The 16,375-nt window shown below is 65.4% G+C and carries 8 protein-coding genes; 1 reads left to right on the plus strand and 7 read right to left on the minus strand.

Annotated features, from left to right (window positions below):
• Positions 1-127 precede the first annotated feature (127 nt).
• Positions 128-1,048 (plus strand): HNH endonuclease, encoded by a 921-nt coding sequence (locus AC1DDU_RS01235; RefSeq protein ID WP_477430809.1) that lies wholly within the window; start codon positions 128-130, stop codon positions 1,046-1,048.
• On the opposite strand, the gene AC1DDU_RS01240 is transcribed toward AC1DDU_RS01235, so the two are convergent.
• From AC1DDU_RS01240 to AC1DDU_RS01270, 7 genes are read right to left on the minus strand one after another with little or no spacing between them, the layout of a single operon-like run.
• Positions 993-1,463: a very short patch repair endonuclease gene (locus AC1DDU_RS01240; RefSeq protein WP_477430810.1), complete on the minus strand. Its 471-nt coding sequence runs from the start codon at positions 1,461-1,463 to the stop codon at positions 993-995. The two genes, AC1DDU_RS01235 and AC1DDU_RS01240, sit on opposite strands and share 56 nt — an antisense overlap.
• A 2-nt stretch (positions 1,464-1,465) precedes the next feature.
• Positions 1,466-2,170 (minus strand): DISARM system phospholipase D-like protein DrmC, encoded by a 705-nt coding sequence (drmC, locus tag AC1DDU_RS01245; RefSeq protein ID WP_477430811.1) that lies wholly within the window; start codon positions 2,168-2,170, stop codon positions 1,466-1,468.
• Entirely contained in the window at positions 2,170-4,248 is a 2,079-nt protein-coding gene (drmB, locus tag AC1DDU_RS01250) for a DrmB family protein (RefSeq protein ID WP_477430812.1), read from the minus strand. Before drmB ends, drmC begins: the two co-directional genes overlap by 1 nt.
• Complete coding sequence (gene drmA / locus AC1DDU_RS01255; RefSeq protein WP_477430813.1) at positions 4,245-7,943, minus strand: DISARM system helicase DrmA; 3,699 nt, start codon at positions 7,941-7,943, stop codon at positions 4,245-4,247. The genes drmB and drmA overlap by 4 nt, the downstream gene beginning before the upstream one ends.
• Positions 7,943-11,944 carry a DNA methyltransferase gene (locus tag AC1DDU_RS01260; protein ID WP_477430814.1) on the minus strand — a complete coding sequence of 1,334 codons (4,002 nt, stop codon included), beginning with the start codon at positions 11,942-11,944 and terminating at the stop codon, positions 7,943-7,945. The genes drmA and AC1DDU_RS01260 overlap by 1 nt, the downstream gene beginning before the upstream one ends.
• Positions 11,934-15,179: a DISARM system SNF2-like helicase DrmD gene (gene drmD / locus AC1DDU_RS01265; protein WP_477430815.1), complete on the minus strand. Its 3,246-nt coding sequence runs from the start codon at positions 15,177-15,179 to the stop codon at positions 11,934-11,936. Before drmD ends, AC1DDU_RS01260 begins: the two co-directional genes overlap by 11 nt.
• Before the next feature lie 21 nt (positions 15,180-15,200).
• The gene (locus AC1DDU_RS01270; RefSeq protein ID WP_477430816.1) at positions 15,201-16,373 is read right to left on the minus strand and encodes a DNA cytosine methyltransferase; all 1,173 of its coding nucleotides are present in this window, start codon (positions 16,371-16,373) and stop codon (positions 15,201-15,203) included.
• Between the last annotated feature and the right edge of the window lie 2 nt (positions 16,374-16,375).

The following is a 16,375-nucleotide window of genomic DNA, read 5'->3' on the forward strand; positions in this document are numbered from 1 at the left end:
GCCTAGCGATGAGTTTCCACCTGAGTTGCTTGCGCACCCAGGTCCGTCGATAGGAGTCGTGTTAGCGCTCGTCGGACCGGTCTCAGCCATAAGATCAGCCATGCGCCCAGCCAACGGAGGGTATTCAGTGACGACAACCACAGTCGAGCAGCAGCTTGCGTGGCGTGAAGCCGCATGGAGCTCCCTTCTGGCGTCGCATCCCACCGCGGTCGCGCCCGCGTCCAGGGTCCGCTCGCTCGGTCTGTACAACGGATTTCGCGGAGTGTGGGTGGACAAGGCGAACACCGCATCCCCATCAACGCCGTCTGGAATCGCCATTGGCGTGCGGCACGACGGGTCGAGCTACGCGGACGTACTCTCTTCCACAGGGCTGATCTACAAGTTCCCCGAGACCGAGCTACCCGGCTACGACGAAATGGAGGTGGAGGCGACCCGCACGGCGATGCGCCTCGGGCTTCCTATCTTCGTGGTCAGCGGACACAAGGATGCGCCGACGCGGGAGGTCCGCCTTGCGTACGTCGAGGCTTGTAACGAGGAGGCCCACGAGTTCCTTCTCGCGTTCGTGTCGGAGCCGATCGTTGGACCGCGCCACCCCGTCCTCGCGTCCCAAGACTCGGCCCCGGAGTGGCTGGCGACGCGCATCGCGGCCCGCGCGAACGAACGCCGATTCGCGTTCGAGGTAATGGAGCGGTACGGGCCCGGTTGCGCGGTGTGCGAGATCAACGAGCGCACCCTTCTGGCGTCCGCTCACCTGCGCCCACGGTTTGCGAAGGGCACCGACGATCCGCAGAACGGCCTCGTCCTCTGCGCGAATCATCACCTCGCGATGGACGCCGGGCTGTGGCGCGTGAACCCTGACGACGCCCACGTCGTCGCGCGCTCCGGAATCGACTTGCGCCGGATCGGCGTCACACGGTCCGACCTATCGATTCTTCGCGCGCAGCCGAGTCCCGAGTCGCTCGAGTGGCTCTGGAAGCTCGACTTCAAGCATGTCAATTCGATGATGCGACCCCGCCGGTCGTCCGCGGCTGATCTCGCGAATCGATAGCCCTTCGCACAGCCACCTCGATGCGGTCGGAAGCGTCGCCGGCTGCTTCGTGTTCCCACACACGTATCACGAGCCAATCAGCATCGGTCAGCCGCCGGTCTGTATCACGGTCGCGGGCGACGTTCGCTGCGAGCTTCGGCCCCCAGTAGTCCGCATTCCGCTTCGGCGCGGTGCCGTGGATCGGGCATCCGTGCCAGAAGCATCCGTCGATGAAGACAGCGATCCGCGCCCGCGTGAAGACGATGTCTGCCCGCCGCCTCAGTTCCGGGACCGGTGCGAAGTCGACCCGGTATCGCAAGCCTCGGGCGTGCAACTCGTGCCGCACGGCGAGTTCTGTCGAGGTGTCGCGCCGCTTGTTCGCGCGCATCGACTTCCTCGTCCCGTCGGACGTCGCCCAGGATCCGGTCTCAGCCATTCTCAGCCCAGGTCGATGATCGCCCCGTGCTCCCAGAGCTTTGTGAAGCGCTGCCGCATGCGCGAAGCGAACTCGGCGTCGCGGATGATCACGCCGGCCTCCAGATTGCGCTCCGCTCCGGCGGTCGACAAGTTCGCGCTGGTGACGAATGCGCTCGCCGAATCAACGATCACGACCTTCGAATGCTGAGCTGAGTACCCGCCGTCGGGGTGCACATAGGTCCAGAACCGTGCTCCGGTCAGCTCTTGCCGCAGCATCTCGGCTGTCTGCCCTTGCTTGATCTTGGAGTCGACGAGCAACGTTGTGCGAACTCCGCGAGCGATCGCGCGCCACAAGGCCTTCACGAACTCGGAGTCCGGCGTTGCCGAGAACGTCGAGGCGAAGACATCTTCCTTGGCATCGTCGATGAGGTGCGCGATCGCGGATGTCGTGTGGTCGCCGTCCCCATCGAACGTCGGGCCACTCCACACCGGGCGGAGGCCGGTCGCATTCGCCTGCGCGGCCGCCGCGAACCCACGGAGCACCGCGGCGAGCATAGCGCCGCCGACCATATCGAAGCCGCCTTTGAGGTGATCCGCTGCCGGTGAGCCGGGGGGCAGCTTGTCGAGGGCCTTCGTCAACCGCCCGTCGATCTCGAGACTGGATGCCACCTTCAGCGCAGCTGCGGCAGGCAGCAGCCGTCCGAGCTCGATGAACGGATCGGCCATCAGGCCGCGCTCACAGCTATGCCAGCTAGCAGCGGCTTCACATCCCATGATCCTGCGTGGAGGTCGAGGACGAAGCGCCGGTCGAGGAAGCGGTTCGCGCGCTCGCATGACGTCTCGGACAGGAAGATGCAGAAGTGGCAGGCCGCTCCGTGCAGGAAATCCTCCTGATTCCTCGGTACGCGATGCGCGCAGATCGGATCGGACGAACAGCGCGCTGCGCGGTGCAGGGCCTCATGCGTAACCGATTCGAGTCGTTCGGTCCGAGCAAGATCGACGAGCCCGCCTAGTGTTCCCTCGCTGTCGGGCGAGGTCGTCGTAATGAGGATGCCAGCGGAAGGATCTCGTCCCTCCGACGCCCGCCACGCGTAGATGCGCTCCGACAGCGAAGCCGAGCCGTACCCGCTCGACATCGCCATCTCGCGAATGAGCAGGTGCGACAGCGTATGGAGGGCCCAGTACCGCGGAGGAGGCATGCGGTCATCCGCGCTCACGGCAACGGCTGTGCTGCTCTGTCGGCGCTCAAGGTTGCGTTCGTGCGCGGCGCAGTGAGCTGCCCACACATCGCTCGCGAGAACACCGGCCTCCCAGGAATCGACGACCGCCTCGTCGAAGCGGATGAATACACCCTCACCGCGATCTTCGGTCGCGGGAACCCACTTCGGCTTACCCGACAGCGCGATCGGCGCGATGCGCGTAGCGTCGTCGCCGACTCGATCGAGCGCGTCGATGCGGGTGAAACCGATGAACGCATTCGCCTTGCGGATTCGGTCGACCGCCACCACCTCGCTGACTGTGGAACCCAGCGTCGTGGCGACCGGAACAGGGTGCACCTTGAACCCGTTGCGTCGGTCCTCAGCGAGAAACTCCTTCGGATGCGTCAGCGTCTCCCACTCGGGCGCGAGCAGGTAGTTCGGGTCGTATCCCACCGGCCCGGCGGCGTGGGGCGTCAGCGGCGGGAGGTCGCCCCGTGCGATCTGTACTGCATGCCAGAGATCCTCGTCCGAGATTCCCTGGAACCGCTCGGTGATGCTCTCGGGCGCGAATTGTCTCCACATGTTCACCGCTGCGAGGGACGTCAGCTTCGCCACCTGCGCGGGCGGCAGCCCCAGAACCTCCGTGACCGTGTCCGCCGGCTGCGGCACTTTGCGCGACGGCAGTACGAGCACGCTGATCGTGGCGGGGAACCACTGATTCGCGGCTCCGAGAAGCATCAGCCGCACTTCTCCCTGGCATGGCTCGTCCGCGGGTGCATACGAAGGCAGGTGAGGGTGGCGCCCGCGACAATTCGGCAGCGAGTCCTCTCCGCCCGCGCGCGTCAGCTCCACGATGTTCCGCGAGGTGTTGCATACGACGCACTTGATCGACACCTGCGGTCCGAGGTTGGAGCGCCACTCCAGCATCCGCATCTTCGGCTGCGCGACGCATTCGACGCGGTGCCCGTCGGCTCCGTGCACCCAATCGATGTAAGGGAACTCGTCGAGGTGACCGTTAGTACACGCGATGAGATACCGCGCCGGCACGGCGACCCGGTCACGTGCCTTGCCGCCCACGTAACGCCCCTTGCACCCCTTGTGCACGAACCGCGCCATGTCGGGCCGGTGCTTGCGGGTGTTCTCGAACTCGAACGTGTTGCCCATCGACACGGCCGCGAGCAGGTCGCATCCTGTGCAGCGCAGCCACTGCGGGAAGATCCGGGTCGGGATGCCGATGGGAGTGGAGTCTCCCCCGAGCTCGTCAGGTAGCCACGGCGGCTGGCGGAGCTCGCCGACCTGCTGACCGAGCTGACGGCGCACCGCCTCGATGAGACGTGGGACGAGAACGAGCGTCGGTTCACCGCCCATCCTCGCATAGGCCTTCTCCCACGCATCGATGCCCTGCGGCATCACCGCGATCTGCGGAAGATCGACCGTCGCACCGATGCCCGACGTATAGAGCATCGCGCTCGGGCGGATGGAGCCCACACGTGCTCGGTTCTTCGGTTGACCGGCACCTGAGTACGGGTCAGCGACGTCGCCGGCGACGCCGACCGTCGGCTCGTCCACCGACTCCGGCGAGGCAGCACTCGCGCTATCGGTCACTTCGCGTCCTTCTTCGTCTTCGCGGTGAACGTCCACCTCGGCGTCGTGGCACTGGCCGGTTCGGCGAGCTTGCCCGGGTAGGGGGAGACGAGCAGGTCGATCTCAGGCTGCACTTCTCGCATCGAGTTCGCGACCTGGAACAGGCGATCGCCTTCCTCGCCTATGGAGTCTTCCGGGCTGATCAGCAAGGTCTCGACGATCTGCTGTGGAAGGCTTTTCTTCGCGTAGGTCAGAGCCCCCGACGTCAGGGTCGCATGTTCGGTCCACTTGTCGAGGCGCAAGACGAGTTTGCTCTTCATGCTCGATGCGGCCTGCGGATCGGCCGCCTGCGCAACCCGCGCGACGAGCTTGTCGACGAGGACGTCGATTGATTCTCGGCGCGCGACGATCCGCCCAGCGCCGGCGTTCGCCTCCGCCGATAGTGAGGTATCGCGGGGGGCCATGGCGTCGATGACACGAGCCGCCGAGACGATAAGGCCCGTCAGCCCGCGTTCGAGTGCCGCTTCGGAGAACGGCGTAACTGACAGGGCTTCGACGTTCGCGTAGAACGTGTCGTGGTAGTGCTCGAACTGCTCGTAGTGGGCCATGTCGCGCGGCCGCGCACGGTTCGCAAGCGTGACGACCAGGCCGGGCTTCGCGCCGTCACGACCGACGCGCGAAGACGCCTGGATGTACTCCGCCGTGTTCTTCGGCTGACCCACGATCATCATGAGCCCGAGGCGGGGCACGTCGACGCCCACTTGGAGCATGGATGTCGCGAGCACGACATCGTACGGCAGCTCCCGCGGGGCGAGCTCTTCACCCGCCTTCAACTTCGCCGCGATCACGGCACGCCCGACGGTGGTGTCGGTCTCGGCATCAAACGGCGAAGCCAGATGGGTCAGCGTCTTGCCGATCTCCGACGACGAAATACGGGATGTCAGCTCGCCGAGCTTCAGCGGAGTCCGCCGTCGCGGGTATCCGGATTCCTTGTCCGGGTTGCTGACGCGGGTCGTCACGTCGTCTTCGAGATACCGGCGCATTCCGGCGAGCTCGCGGGTCGCGGAGAAGTAGTCGACAAGGGTCAGGTACGGCTCCGCTGCGGCGCCATGCTCGTCGAAAAGCTTCTGGCCGGCGAGGAGGAGGATCTCGCTGAGCCGGATCTCGGCGAGTGTGAGTCGAGCGCCATGGAGGCACACGCCGAGATACTTGCGACCAGGTGCCTTGCTGAGCTTCACTTCCTCGGAGAAGAAAGTGTCGCTCACGCTCAGTACCTGCGGGGGGAACACCTCGACATCGCGAGCATACAACCGCTGCACTTGTTCGGCTGCCTTCCGCACTGTCGCCGTAGAGGCGATGACGAGCGGCTTCACCGGTTTCGCGCCGCCGGCGGAGCCGAGGTCCCAGCTCGACAGCACGTCGATAGCCCCTTCGAACAGGCCGACGGCGGTGCCGAGCGCTCCGGTGATGAGGTGCAGCTCGTCCTGGATGATGAGGTCCGGCGGGCGCAGCCGGCCGACCGTGGCGACCTGCGTGGCGGGGTAGGTCCGTCCGTTCGCGGTCTTCGCGTTGTGCGCGTCGGCCCCGCACACGCTCCCGTCGGTGTCGAGGTGCTTGTATCCATGACGCGGACACTTCTTCGCGACGTACCCGAACAAACTCGCCGCCTCGCCCTCGCGCGCCAGCCGGGCGAACTTGTCGACGGTGGCGAGGAGGAACGTCGGCGGATGCCGGTAGATCTCGTCGTCGACGGTGAGAACCGGCAGACCGACCTCGGCAGATCCGCCGGCGGCGAAAGGGCACCGTGAACGACGGTCCCCGCAAAAGACGCGGATGCGCTTCGCGACGTCATCGGCCTCGACGTTCGCCTTCGGATTGATCGCCGTTCCGCACCACGGGCAGTGATCGAATTGGAGCACGGTAAGTCCGTACGCGGAATTGCCGTCGCGCTCCCGTACATCCTTCACTTGCTCGGCCGCCTCCGAATATCGTTTCGGGCTGACGCTCGACCCGACCCAGAGGCCGATCGTGAAAGGCGCCGAGCCCCACGTGGCGGGGTCCTCGCGGCGGACCACCTCCGCCGCGCACATCAGGGTCGTTGCGCGCAGGAATTGCTGGGACGTGAGGAGTCTCAGCGTGTATCGCATGAGCACGGCGACACCATCGCCGCCGTCGAGGAGTCCTTCGGGGGTCTCGACCTTCCCCTGCAGTCTCCGGATGCCGAAGGTGAAGGCGGCCAGGCCCAGGTAAGCCTCCGTCTTTCCACCACCGGTGGGAAAGAAGAGGAGCTCGGCTCGGGCGAAGTCCGTCGACCGTCGGACATGTGTCGGATCGACGACCGCGGGGAGCTGCATGAGAATGAATGCGAGCTGGAACGCACGCCAGGATGCTGCCTTCTCGCCCCGCGCGTCGACCGCCGCGGCGGCGTCGGCGATCGATAGATCCTTCTGTTCGATGCGTAGGGCCGCGACCTGCGAGCGGAGACGCTGGTCGCGCATCGTGCGGTTCATGAACCAGAACGCCCGCTGCGCCTGCTCGTTCGACATGAGGAGGTCCAGCCCGGCGCGGAGGCGAGACAGTGCGGCTGCACCGTCACCGAGCCCGATGCGCCCCTGCTCCTGCAGCCATTCCGGGAGTGCTTCGTTCTCAGCCTTGCGCTCGTCGAGCCAGGCCAAATACCCGTCGATAAGCGGCTTCAGACCCGCCTCGAGCTCTTCGGAGGTCGCCTCCATGAGCGCCCGCATGCTGAGTACCGCACCGTCGACGGTGGGTGCTTGGGTTTGCGGAACTTCGGCTGTCGGCAGCCAGGTCGTTCTGACTGCCGTCGCACGACGCTTATCGGACTCGGAGAGGTCCCACTCCACCGAGGCGGTGCGCCCGACGGCGAACTCGAGGCGGTCGCGGTAGAGCAGGTCGAGGCGCCGTACCTCCGGGTCGCGGGATTCGCGGTCGGTGATCATCGCATCGCGGGCGGGGAGGAAGACGGCTTCGCCGTCCGGTGCCGTGACCTCGAGTCCCGCCTGGAACATCCAGAGCCTTGGTGGGAGTTCCCGCCCAGTGACGGCCGTGTTGAGCAGCGCCGCTTCCACGACGCGGCGTCCGTCGAAGTCGAACACCTCTACGGCTATCTCGGCGTCGCTCGCTAGCGGCGTGCGTCGCGACTCGCCAGTCTTGATCACGGAGATGTCGATATCAGCTGACTCCGCGAACGGAGTCCGATCGTAGTAGGTCTGTGTCTTGCCCTGGTCGTCGGCCTGGCGGCGCGATTCGTACTTGCCCCATCGCGCGGTGAAACGAAGCACACCGGTGTCTGCCGGCACCTGGAACCGAAGTCCCATCGAAGAGGGGGCGATGATCTTCGACTCAGGACCGCGGTCATCATCCGGCTCGCTCGGGGAAGCTTCGGTGATCGATTCCTCTTCGTCGGCGGGCACGCCCTGCACTTCGCGCGAGTCGCTGAGATCCGCTACGGCGAGCGATTCGTCCGCGCGAACGTCGGCAAGTGATTCGTCATTCGGGACGTATGAGGGAGCCGGCGCAGGCCCTTCGCCGTCCAGAAGCGAGATCGGGGCGAGCGCGCCAGCGAGGTAGCGAGCGCGGGGGGTGCCTGCGATCGTCTCGTCAGGCCCATCCCACGGGCCGACGAGGTCGCGGGCGATCAGGTCGACGAGCTCTTCACGGACTTGCGCCGAAGTGGTCGTGGATCCACCGGTCATTAGAACATCGCTCCTTCGGGCGCCTCGGATTCGTCGAAGCTGCGACCACGCGTCGACTTCTTCGTCGGCGTGGCTTTCGCTTCGAGCTTCGCGCGTCGATGATTCTCTTCGAGCAGCCGGTCGAGGATCTCGACGCGCGCACCCGGGGATACCGTCCAACGCTCCATCTGTCGATAGGTGTAAAAACCGTGCTGGAGAGCGATATCGGCCCAGCCATACGCTTTCATCACGGCTTCGTCAATGAGCACGTGGATCGACCGGAGAGTATCCACATCTGCATCGCCTTGCACGTCGGACGAGTTCACCAGGTTGTAAAGCGCAGTCAACCCAAGCCCACGCATCAACATGATCTTGCGCCGTTCGCAGTCAAGCCGCTCCCCGAGTTGACGCATGTCCTCGGTGTTGTCTGGGCGAGGCAGCGTTTCAAAAACGTCTGACGGCGCATACCGTACTCGCGTTTCAAGCGTCGACCCGTAGGTGATCGCCCAAGTCTGATGAGGCATCGACGAAAGGAATGCTAGGTCGGCGAGATCAGAAGTTGCAAACACGGCAATCCCGTGTGTGAAGACCTGGTTCGCCGAAACGAGGACTGGTACCACTGGCTTGCTTACAAGCGTGAGAGCTATTACTCGCTCGTGGCCGGCGATTGCCTCGTACAGGCCGACCGCCCTTCGTTCAAACTGCCACCAGTAGTCAACGAGCTTGGGCTTCTTTATGAGGGTGGCGCGGTACGGCTGAACAACCCTTTCAGCGTGGGCGAATGGCAGGGCGAAAGTAGCAGCGTCGGAATACGAACGGTTACCAAAATCAATTACAAATGATCGACCCTCGCAACGAACATCGGAGTTGAGGTCGTCGCCGGATAATAGTGGGCGCACCACCTCAGCGGCGTCCGATGACTCTTCGATCATCGCTGCTGCCGAAGCGGGGGGTACGAGGAATCCGTTGCCATTTATGTACGAGCCGATGAATGCCAGTCCGAGATTCTCCTTTAGGCGAACTGGTTGGCCAGATACTCGGCCGCTTGGCTCAAGCAAAGCAGACACCTGAGGAGTCCTCGCCCCGTCAACTACCGCCTCGACATCGTCCGCGAGAGCTCTTCGACTGAACCAAACTGCTGCGTATTCGAGGGAAGCGCTCCGTGCCGGCCAAGGCGCGCTGCGAACTGCGCGTCTAATTGTGAACATCGACGCGAGACGCGCGATTCCCACTTCACGGGTATCTCCCTGTGCGATTGTATTAGTCGCAATGATTCCAAGCTGGCTGTCAAGAATACCGACGAGCGACGCGGCGCGTAGTACAAAGTACGCGACGAGATCGGCATTTCCACGAGTGCCTTCTGCGAGAACGTTAATGACCAGGTCGCGAGCGTTGCCGCCGATGGCATTCGAAATCTTCTTCCCGCCGAGGAACGGGGGATTGCCGACAATCGCGTCGAATCCTCCGTGGGTGTGCAGGACGTCGGGGGCTTCGAGGATCCAATGGAGGGGCTTCCAGCGCGCTTCGCCCGTGCCGATTGTGGGCGTGAGACCAGCGTCGATAAGCGTGTTCAGTTGGGTGCGATCCGGCGCGGTGCCGTCGGTGGGGTACGCACCGCGGAGGGCGTCGGCGAGGTCGTTGTACCGGTCGTCGAGTTTCTTGCCGGGCTTTCCCCCCTCAAGGAGTCCGGCTGCGACGATGCCGTCCGCCACATCGCGGAGCTTCGCGGTAACGCGTGCCGCCTGCGTTAGCAGCGCCCGCTTGGCCTTCGTAGATCGCATGCGGTCGGCGTCGTCGACCTGCCCGGAGGCGAGCTCGCGGCGGATGCGGGCGGCATCCTCGAGATCCTTATCGACGTCGAACCAGAGCAGTTGCTCCCGACCGTGGCGGCGCTCAGGGTAGATGTGCTGAGCCTTCAGTTGTTCTTCGGTTATTACGCCGAGGAGGGAGTTGCCGTGGAAGACGCGGTCGTCCACGAACGAGAACGGCTTGCCCGGGTCCATCGAGATGAGCCAGAGCGAGAGCTTGCACATCTCCACGGCCATGCCGTTGATGTCGGCGCCGTAGAGGCAGCGGGCGACGATCTCGCGCACCGCCCAGCGCTTGAGGTCGGACTCGCGAGTCACGTCGAGACCTTCGTTCGCGCGTGCTTCGATGAGTCGGTCGGCGAGGTAGCGGGCCGCAGCGACGAGGAACGCGCCAGAGCCGGCGGCGATGTCGGCGATCTTGAGGTCGAGGATCTCCGCCGATGACTTGAGCTTCCACTCGTTCCGGTTCTCGGTGTCGAGGGGGCCGGGCGAATACACGAGCGGCTCGAGCGCGTGCAGCACGACCTCTTCGGCGAGGGAGCGAGGGGTGTAGTGGGTGCCCGTATTTGCGCGCTGCGGCGACTCGGTCATCACCAGCCCCTCCGCGGGCACGATGTAGGGGAACCCGCGCAGGTCGTCGCGGATCAGTCCGTGGAACGGCTGCAGACGAGCAGCGAGCTCGTCGTCACCGAGCAGCGCGTGGCGCAGGCGGGTGCGGGCGTCGTCTGCGGCATCCGCATCGTCCGCGCCGTACACCTTGGCGATCTGGTTCGCAGTGCGAGGCTTGGCGTGCTCTTGCGTCTGCTTCAGGCGATCGATGAGACGCTTCGCGAAGTCGGCAGGCGATGCCGCGTCATCCGCGATCTCCTCGAGCTCGGTCAGTGCGATCTCCGGTTCGAACCCGCCCTTGCCGTGGAGGCCGACGGTCACGTCGGGAACGTAAGCGGCGGAGTAGCCGAGCAGGCCCTCGTAGACGTAACCGATCTGCTCGACGTCGAGGTCGCGGAACGACAGCTGCATGGCGCCGTCTTCGATCGTCTGCACAGCACGCAGAACCGCGAGCATCGCCCGATCTGTGAGCCGTACCCGCAGGCGACCCTGCTGATCGGTCGTTTGCAGCCACGGGAAGCGAGCCGGATCGAACAGTGAACCGCCGTACGCCGGCATTCGCATGTCTTGGAACGACGCCCCACCGAAGACGGCGTTGCTCGCGGCGAGGAGCCGGTGCCAGGTCTCCCACGAATGGTCGAGTGCCTCGACTGACGTCGCGGTCGCGTCGCCCTGCAGTTGCCCGCGGATCCGAGCGATCGCATAGGACGACCGGTACAGGTCATGCTCCGGCAACAGCCCTCTTTCCTCCGCGAAGAGGAGGAACACGATCCGCATGAGCACGGTGACCGCGCCCTCGTAGACGGCTTTGGGGTCCTCCGGCAGCGGAGACGGCTCGCCCTGCGCGAGAGCACGCAAGTGCGTGTCCGACATGGACTGGAGCACGAGCTCGACGGCACGGCGCACCTGATCGCCGAGCGCCTCGGTGATCTCCTCGGCGCTGGCGACGCTCTTCGCGAATACGAGCGGCAGACGTTTCTCCGGAGCGCCCCCCGCGACCGACGTGAAGCTCGCGAGAGCGAGGAACGCGTCGCGGCTAGGGCGTTCCTCCCGCCAGAGCAGGGCGTCCCACACACCACTGGCCGTCGTGACGTCCTTCGCGGCCGATACGAGCGCCCACCATCGGCCGTCGGTGACGATGCCGATCGACACTCCGGTCTCCCGAAGGAGCACCGCCATCCGATCGATCTCATTCGCCGACCAGCCGTCGGCACCCGTCGAGCGTAGATCGTCGGTGCGATCCACGACGGTCACGAGTGCCTCGGGCTTGCCCTCTCGTGAGAGCGCAGCCCACGCCGTGACATTCACTGCGCCATTCGCTGACGCTGCCGTGAAGCCGTTGGGGGAAAGTTGCAGGTCGTCGGACCAGTCGAGCAGGCGTCGCAGCACGACTTCCACCCACCGGTCCCGCGCGGCTTCGTACACCTCGGCGGACGAGGACCAAGCGGCTGACCAGCGGACGAACTCGTCCACGAACACCGAGCTCGTGTCATCGGCGTTCGGGCGGGGAAGCCCCGACGGGTAGAACGACTTGAGCGCCGCCTTCGAGAGGAACGGGCCGTCGTGGTCGATCAGCGACAACCACTCCCACACATCAACGGGCACCAGCGGACTCCAGTTTCTCGGCGTCTTCGGCGGTTAGCGCGAACACGAGCGCCGCGACGAAGGTGTGCGGCTGCACATCGCGGTACCGGCGCTCCACGGCTTCGCGCTCAGCGTGGAGCTCATCGTCGAGGCGCGAGAGACGGGTGCGAACGCGGGCCAGGTCTGTGTCGCGCTGCTTCTTCTCTTCGGGCAGCTGGAAGAGGGCCTCCTCGCCAGCGCGGCGGGCCTCCTCGGCTGCGGCGAGCGTGCTCTGCAGCGTCGAGCGGAAGTTGTCGAAGATCGCCTCGACGCTCTTGAGGTCAGCATCGCGGCGCTCCTCAAGCTCGGCCTCGACGCCGCCCTTCAGCCGGTCCGCGCGGTTCTGGATGGCAGTGCTCACTCGGCTCCGCATCCCGTCCAAGGCCTCGTGCTCCCGGTTCCAGTCGGCAGCGAGTGCGGCGAGAACCGGTTCGCTCGGTCGCCGCAGCCGCGTCCCATCGAGTGCCGATGCGAGAAGATCTTCGGCCTTCTCGATCCCGAGCTCCTGGCGACGCGAGAGGCGGGTACCGGCGAGGAAGACCTCCTCGTGCAGGCGCGTGCCACCTTCGCCGACCAACACGAGCCGAGCGACCCCGGCGGCGAAAGAGGTATCGAGACCGTCGACGATGACGGCGCTGATGCCTCGGACCTTATCCGTGCGAGTCCAGACCTGGCCGCGCAGCTCGCGCGCAGCGCGCTGAATGAGCGGGTGACCGAGATGGGCGTAGACGACGTCGGTCTGGTGTCTGGCACGTTCCTCGTCGAATGTGATCGGTCGCAGCACGCCGGGTGCCAGGCGCGTGTCGAGCCCGGCGAGTGCGGGTACCCATGTGCGCGAGAGCCCAGGCGGCACCTGGAACAAGCGTGCCTCCTCGCGCGGGTCGTCTACCTCGACGGGCTGTGGTTGCCCCGAGATGCGCAGTCCTTGTTCGAAGACGCGTAACAGGTTGCCCTCGTGGAGATGCATCCGGTCGCGTGAGGCTCCGAGGCGCTCTGCGAGACGGGTGAGGTTCTGACCGAGGGTGTGCTCGGCCTGAAGTACGCGGTTGATCACCTGCTCACCGGCATCCCTCTGTGGCTTACGCGCCGGGCCTTCACCGAAACCGAGCTCGCGCTGCAGGTCGGGGGCGATGATCTCGTTCGAGGAGATGCCGTCGTGCTCGGAGTTCGTGATCTTGTTCGCCAGCCTGGCGAGCAGGTCGTTGTCCTTCGCGTAGTCGGTCGTGTTCTGCTTCGCGGCACGCGGATGCCAGACGAGAGGCGGCTCGTTCTGTCCATAGCGATCGATGCGGCCGATACGTTGCTCAAGCCGGTTCGGGTTGAACGGGATATCGAAGCTCACCAGACGGTGGCAGTACGTCTGCAGGTCGATGCCCTCGCCCGCGGCATCCGTGGCCAGCAGGATCCGCACCGGTTCGTCACGCGGCGGCGCTGTGAATCGCGCACGAATCTCTTCCCGGGTCTCGGCATCCGTCGACCCATCGATGGTCGCGAGGCGTTCTCCGCCGAGCCCGCGCGATTCGAGCACATCGCGCAACCAGTCGAGGGTGCTGACGTACTCGGTGAACACCACGATGCGTTCGTCGCCCCACCCGTGTCCAGGAACCAGCAGCTCGCCCTCGATGAGCCGGATGAGAGCATCCAGCTTGGAGTCGGGCCGACCGTCGTACCGTTGGCCCCAGGTGACTAGGGCCTCGAGGTCTGCGATGTCATCGGCGGTCAAGGCTACCTGTGCGCGCTTCGCCGTGCGCAGCGCCTCGAGCTCGGGCTGCTCCGCGCGGCCCTCCTCTTCATCGGTGGCCTCGTCGCCGAGGATGTCCTCGTACGCGGGCAGCTGCACGTCCTCGTCGCCGCGCGCGTCCAGATACGCCTGTGCAGTGGACGCGAACGCCACCGGCGAGGAGAAAAAGCGCTTCTTCAGGATGATCATCGCGAGGTCCGACGCACGCTTGCCTCGTTCCTGCTTGATGGCGGTGTTCCTCCGCCTGGTGAACGCGATGAGCTTGTCGTACGCCTCCGATTCGTCAGGCGTCGGGTCGAACCACAATGCCTTCACGGATCTAGGAAGGAAGCCCTCGTCGGGCAGGTCGCGCTTCAGCCGACGAACCGCGACCTGCTGCAGTGCCTTCTCGTCGAGGTCGGCGCCGCGCGCGAACCGCTGCGGGTCGACCATCTCGAGGAGCGCCGTGAACGACTCGGTGTATCCGTTGTGTGGTGTCGCGCTGAGGAACAGCCGGTGCTCGCAGAGCTCCGCGAGGCGTCGCACGGCCGTCGTCCGCTGACTGTCGATCGCGTACCGCGGTCTGTCCGACGAGGAACGGGTCGGAGCCGAGGGGGCGACGTGGTGTGCCTCGTCGACGACGAGGATGTCGAACGCTCGGCGTTCGGCGGTGCGAGCATCCTTCACGCTCGCGTACACCTCTTCGAGCATGCGCTCGGCGCGCGGCGAGGGCAGCCACGACATCGAGACGATCACGCGGGGGTAGACCCGAAACGGATTGGCGTGCACGCCGAAGGTGCGGCGGAACGTCTTCATCGTCTCGGAGTTGACGATCTCGAAGTGGAGGCCGAACTTGTCGCGCAGCTCCTCCTGCCACTTGATCACCAGGCCTGCAGGGCAGACGACGATGACCGAGCGTGCGCGGTGCCGCAGGAGGAGTTCCTGGATCACGAGGCCCGCCTCGATCGTCTTTCCCAGTCCGACGTCGTCCGCGAGAAGCATGTTTGCACGCGGGGAGTCGATGGCGCGACGGAGCGGCTCAAGCTGGTAGGCCTCAACGGAAGCGCTGCTGCGGAACGGCGCCTGAAGTGTTCTCGGGTCGGCACTCGTGAGCGCACCCCAGCGGAGCGCGTCGACGTAGGCGGCGAACGTCGTAGGGTCGTCGAACTGGTCGGGCTGAATTTTGGTGGGCAGACCCTGCTCGTGGACGACGCTCCGGCCGGGTTCGAGCTCCCAAATGACCGTGAGCTCCCGGCCGTAGTGGTCCTCTTCGATCGACTGCATCGTCACCGCGTGCTGAAGCTCCGCGCGTCCGTCGTCTGCGCTACTGCGGGGTAGCGACTGCGCGGTCACGTCAGTCACCGACCATCGCGCTCCGCGCACGTTCACCAAGCTGCCGATCTCCGGCACCTCTGCGATCCCGGTTGCTGTGTCGCCAACCACGCTCGAGCGCATCCTCAAGTCCCCATCCGAAATTTCCTGAGCAAAGCCTTCCATTTTCTCGGCTGCCTCTGCACGTCAAGCTGGCATGGCTACCTGTGTGGTGGTGCCCTCGGCCGACATGCTCGCTTGCGACAGATACGCGCCGATGAGTGATGCCGCAAGAGCCGGCGGAACCGCGTTTCCGATCATCGTCGCGAGCGCGCTCCGGGTAGGGCACGACGAGAAGTCGAAGTAGTCAGGGAAGCCTTGGATCCGGGCTGCCTCGTGCGCGGTCAGTGCCCGGGCGCGCTCCGGGTGCATATAGCGGCCCTGCCCGATACTGCCGAAGCCGCTCGTGATCGTCTGCGCGGGCTCGTCCCACTTGAGTCGCCCGTACATCGATTTGTACGAGTGGTCGCCCTGATGACACGTGGGGCGCAGTTCATTCGGAAGGTCGTACTCGCCGCGATCGAGCAAGTACTGCATACGTTCGAGATTCGGGCCCTTCGCCTGAGGCGGGCGGTCCATCGGATCATCGCTCGAGATGTCGACGAGGTCGCCAATCGCCCAGCGCAGGTCTCGTCGCTGATAAGTGGCCGGCACGGCGAATAGCTCAGCCGGGTCGAGGCCCTCGGAGCGTTCCACTGCAAGCAAGATATGCCTCCGGCGCGATTGCGCTACTCCGAGAGTCGCCAGATTTACGACGGAGGTCGTGACGCGATACCCGAGACCAGCGAGATGTCGCTCGGCACGTATGACGACACCTTCGCCATCATGACGGTCGTTGAGAACTGCCGGGACGTTCTCGATCAGGAGGACACGTGGCCTGAGGATCTCCGCCGCCCGCACCATGCGCAAGTAGAGCGCGTTCTTCTCGTCGACTCGCCTGGTGTGGTTGTTGAGGTTGCTGTGCCCTTGACAAGGTGGTCCGCCGAGCACGACGTCGATAGCGCCGGCGGCCTGGGCGGTTCGGTGCTCGATCATGGTGGCGGGCGAGCCCAGCTCTCCGTCGAAGAGGCTCTCTACGGGCGCGGCCTCAACCCTCTTCGCGTCCGGGAAGTTCTGCCGGTAAACGTCCACTGCCAACTGCTCGAAGTCGACGGCGAGTGCGACGTCGATATGTCGCCCCGCTGCGATCGCGGCCTGCTCGACCCCGAGTGTGAGGCCGCCGCAGCCCGCGAACAAGTCAACCAGTCGTAACGCCGCTGAGCCCTCCTGCGCGCGGGGCTTGCTGCGTGTGCGAAGAGAGTGAGTCAACTGAATGGGCATCT

It is taken from the genome of Microbacterium sp. 05T445 (assembly GCF_056395865.1).

What these genes read in the sequence shown, in the direction of transcription:
- AC1DDU_RS01240 (WP_477430810.1), bottom strand. Translation starts at nt 1,463, where the DNA reads ATGGCTGAGACCGGATCCTGGGCGACGTCCGACGGGACGAGGAAGTCG.
- drmC (WP_477430811.1), bottom strand. Translation starts at nt 2,170, where the DNA reads ATGGCCGATCCGTTCATCGAGCTCGGACGGCTGCTGCCTGCCGCAGCT.
- drmA (WP_477430813.1), bottom strand. Translation starts at nt 7,943, where the DNA reads ATGACCGGTGGATCCACGACCACTTCGGCGCAAGTCCGTGAAGAGCTC.
- drmD (WP_477430815.1), bottom strand. Translation starts at nt 15,179, where the DNA reads ATGGAAGGCTTTGCTCAGGAAATTTCGGATGGGGACTTGAGGATGCGC.
- AC1DDU_RS01270 (WP_477430816.1), bottom strand. Translation starts at nt 16,373, where the DNA reads ATGCCCATTCAGTTGACTCACTCTCTTCGCACACGCAGCAAGCCCCGC.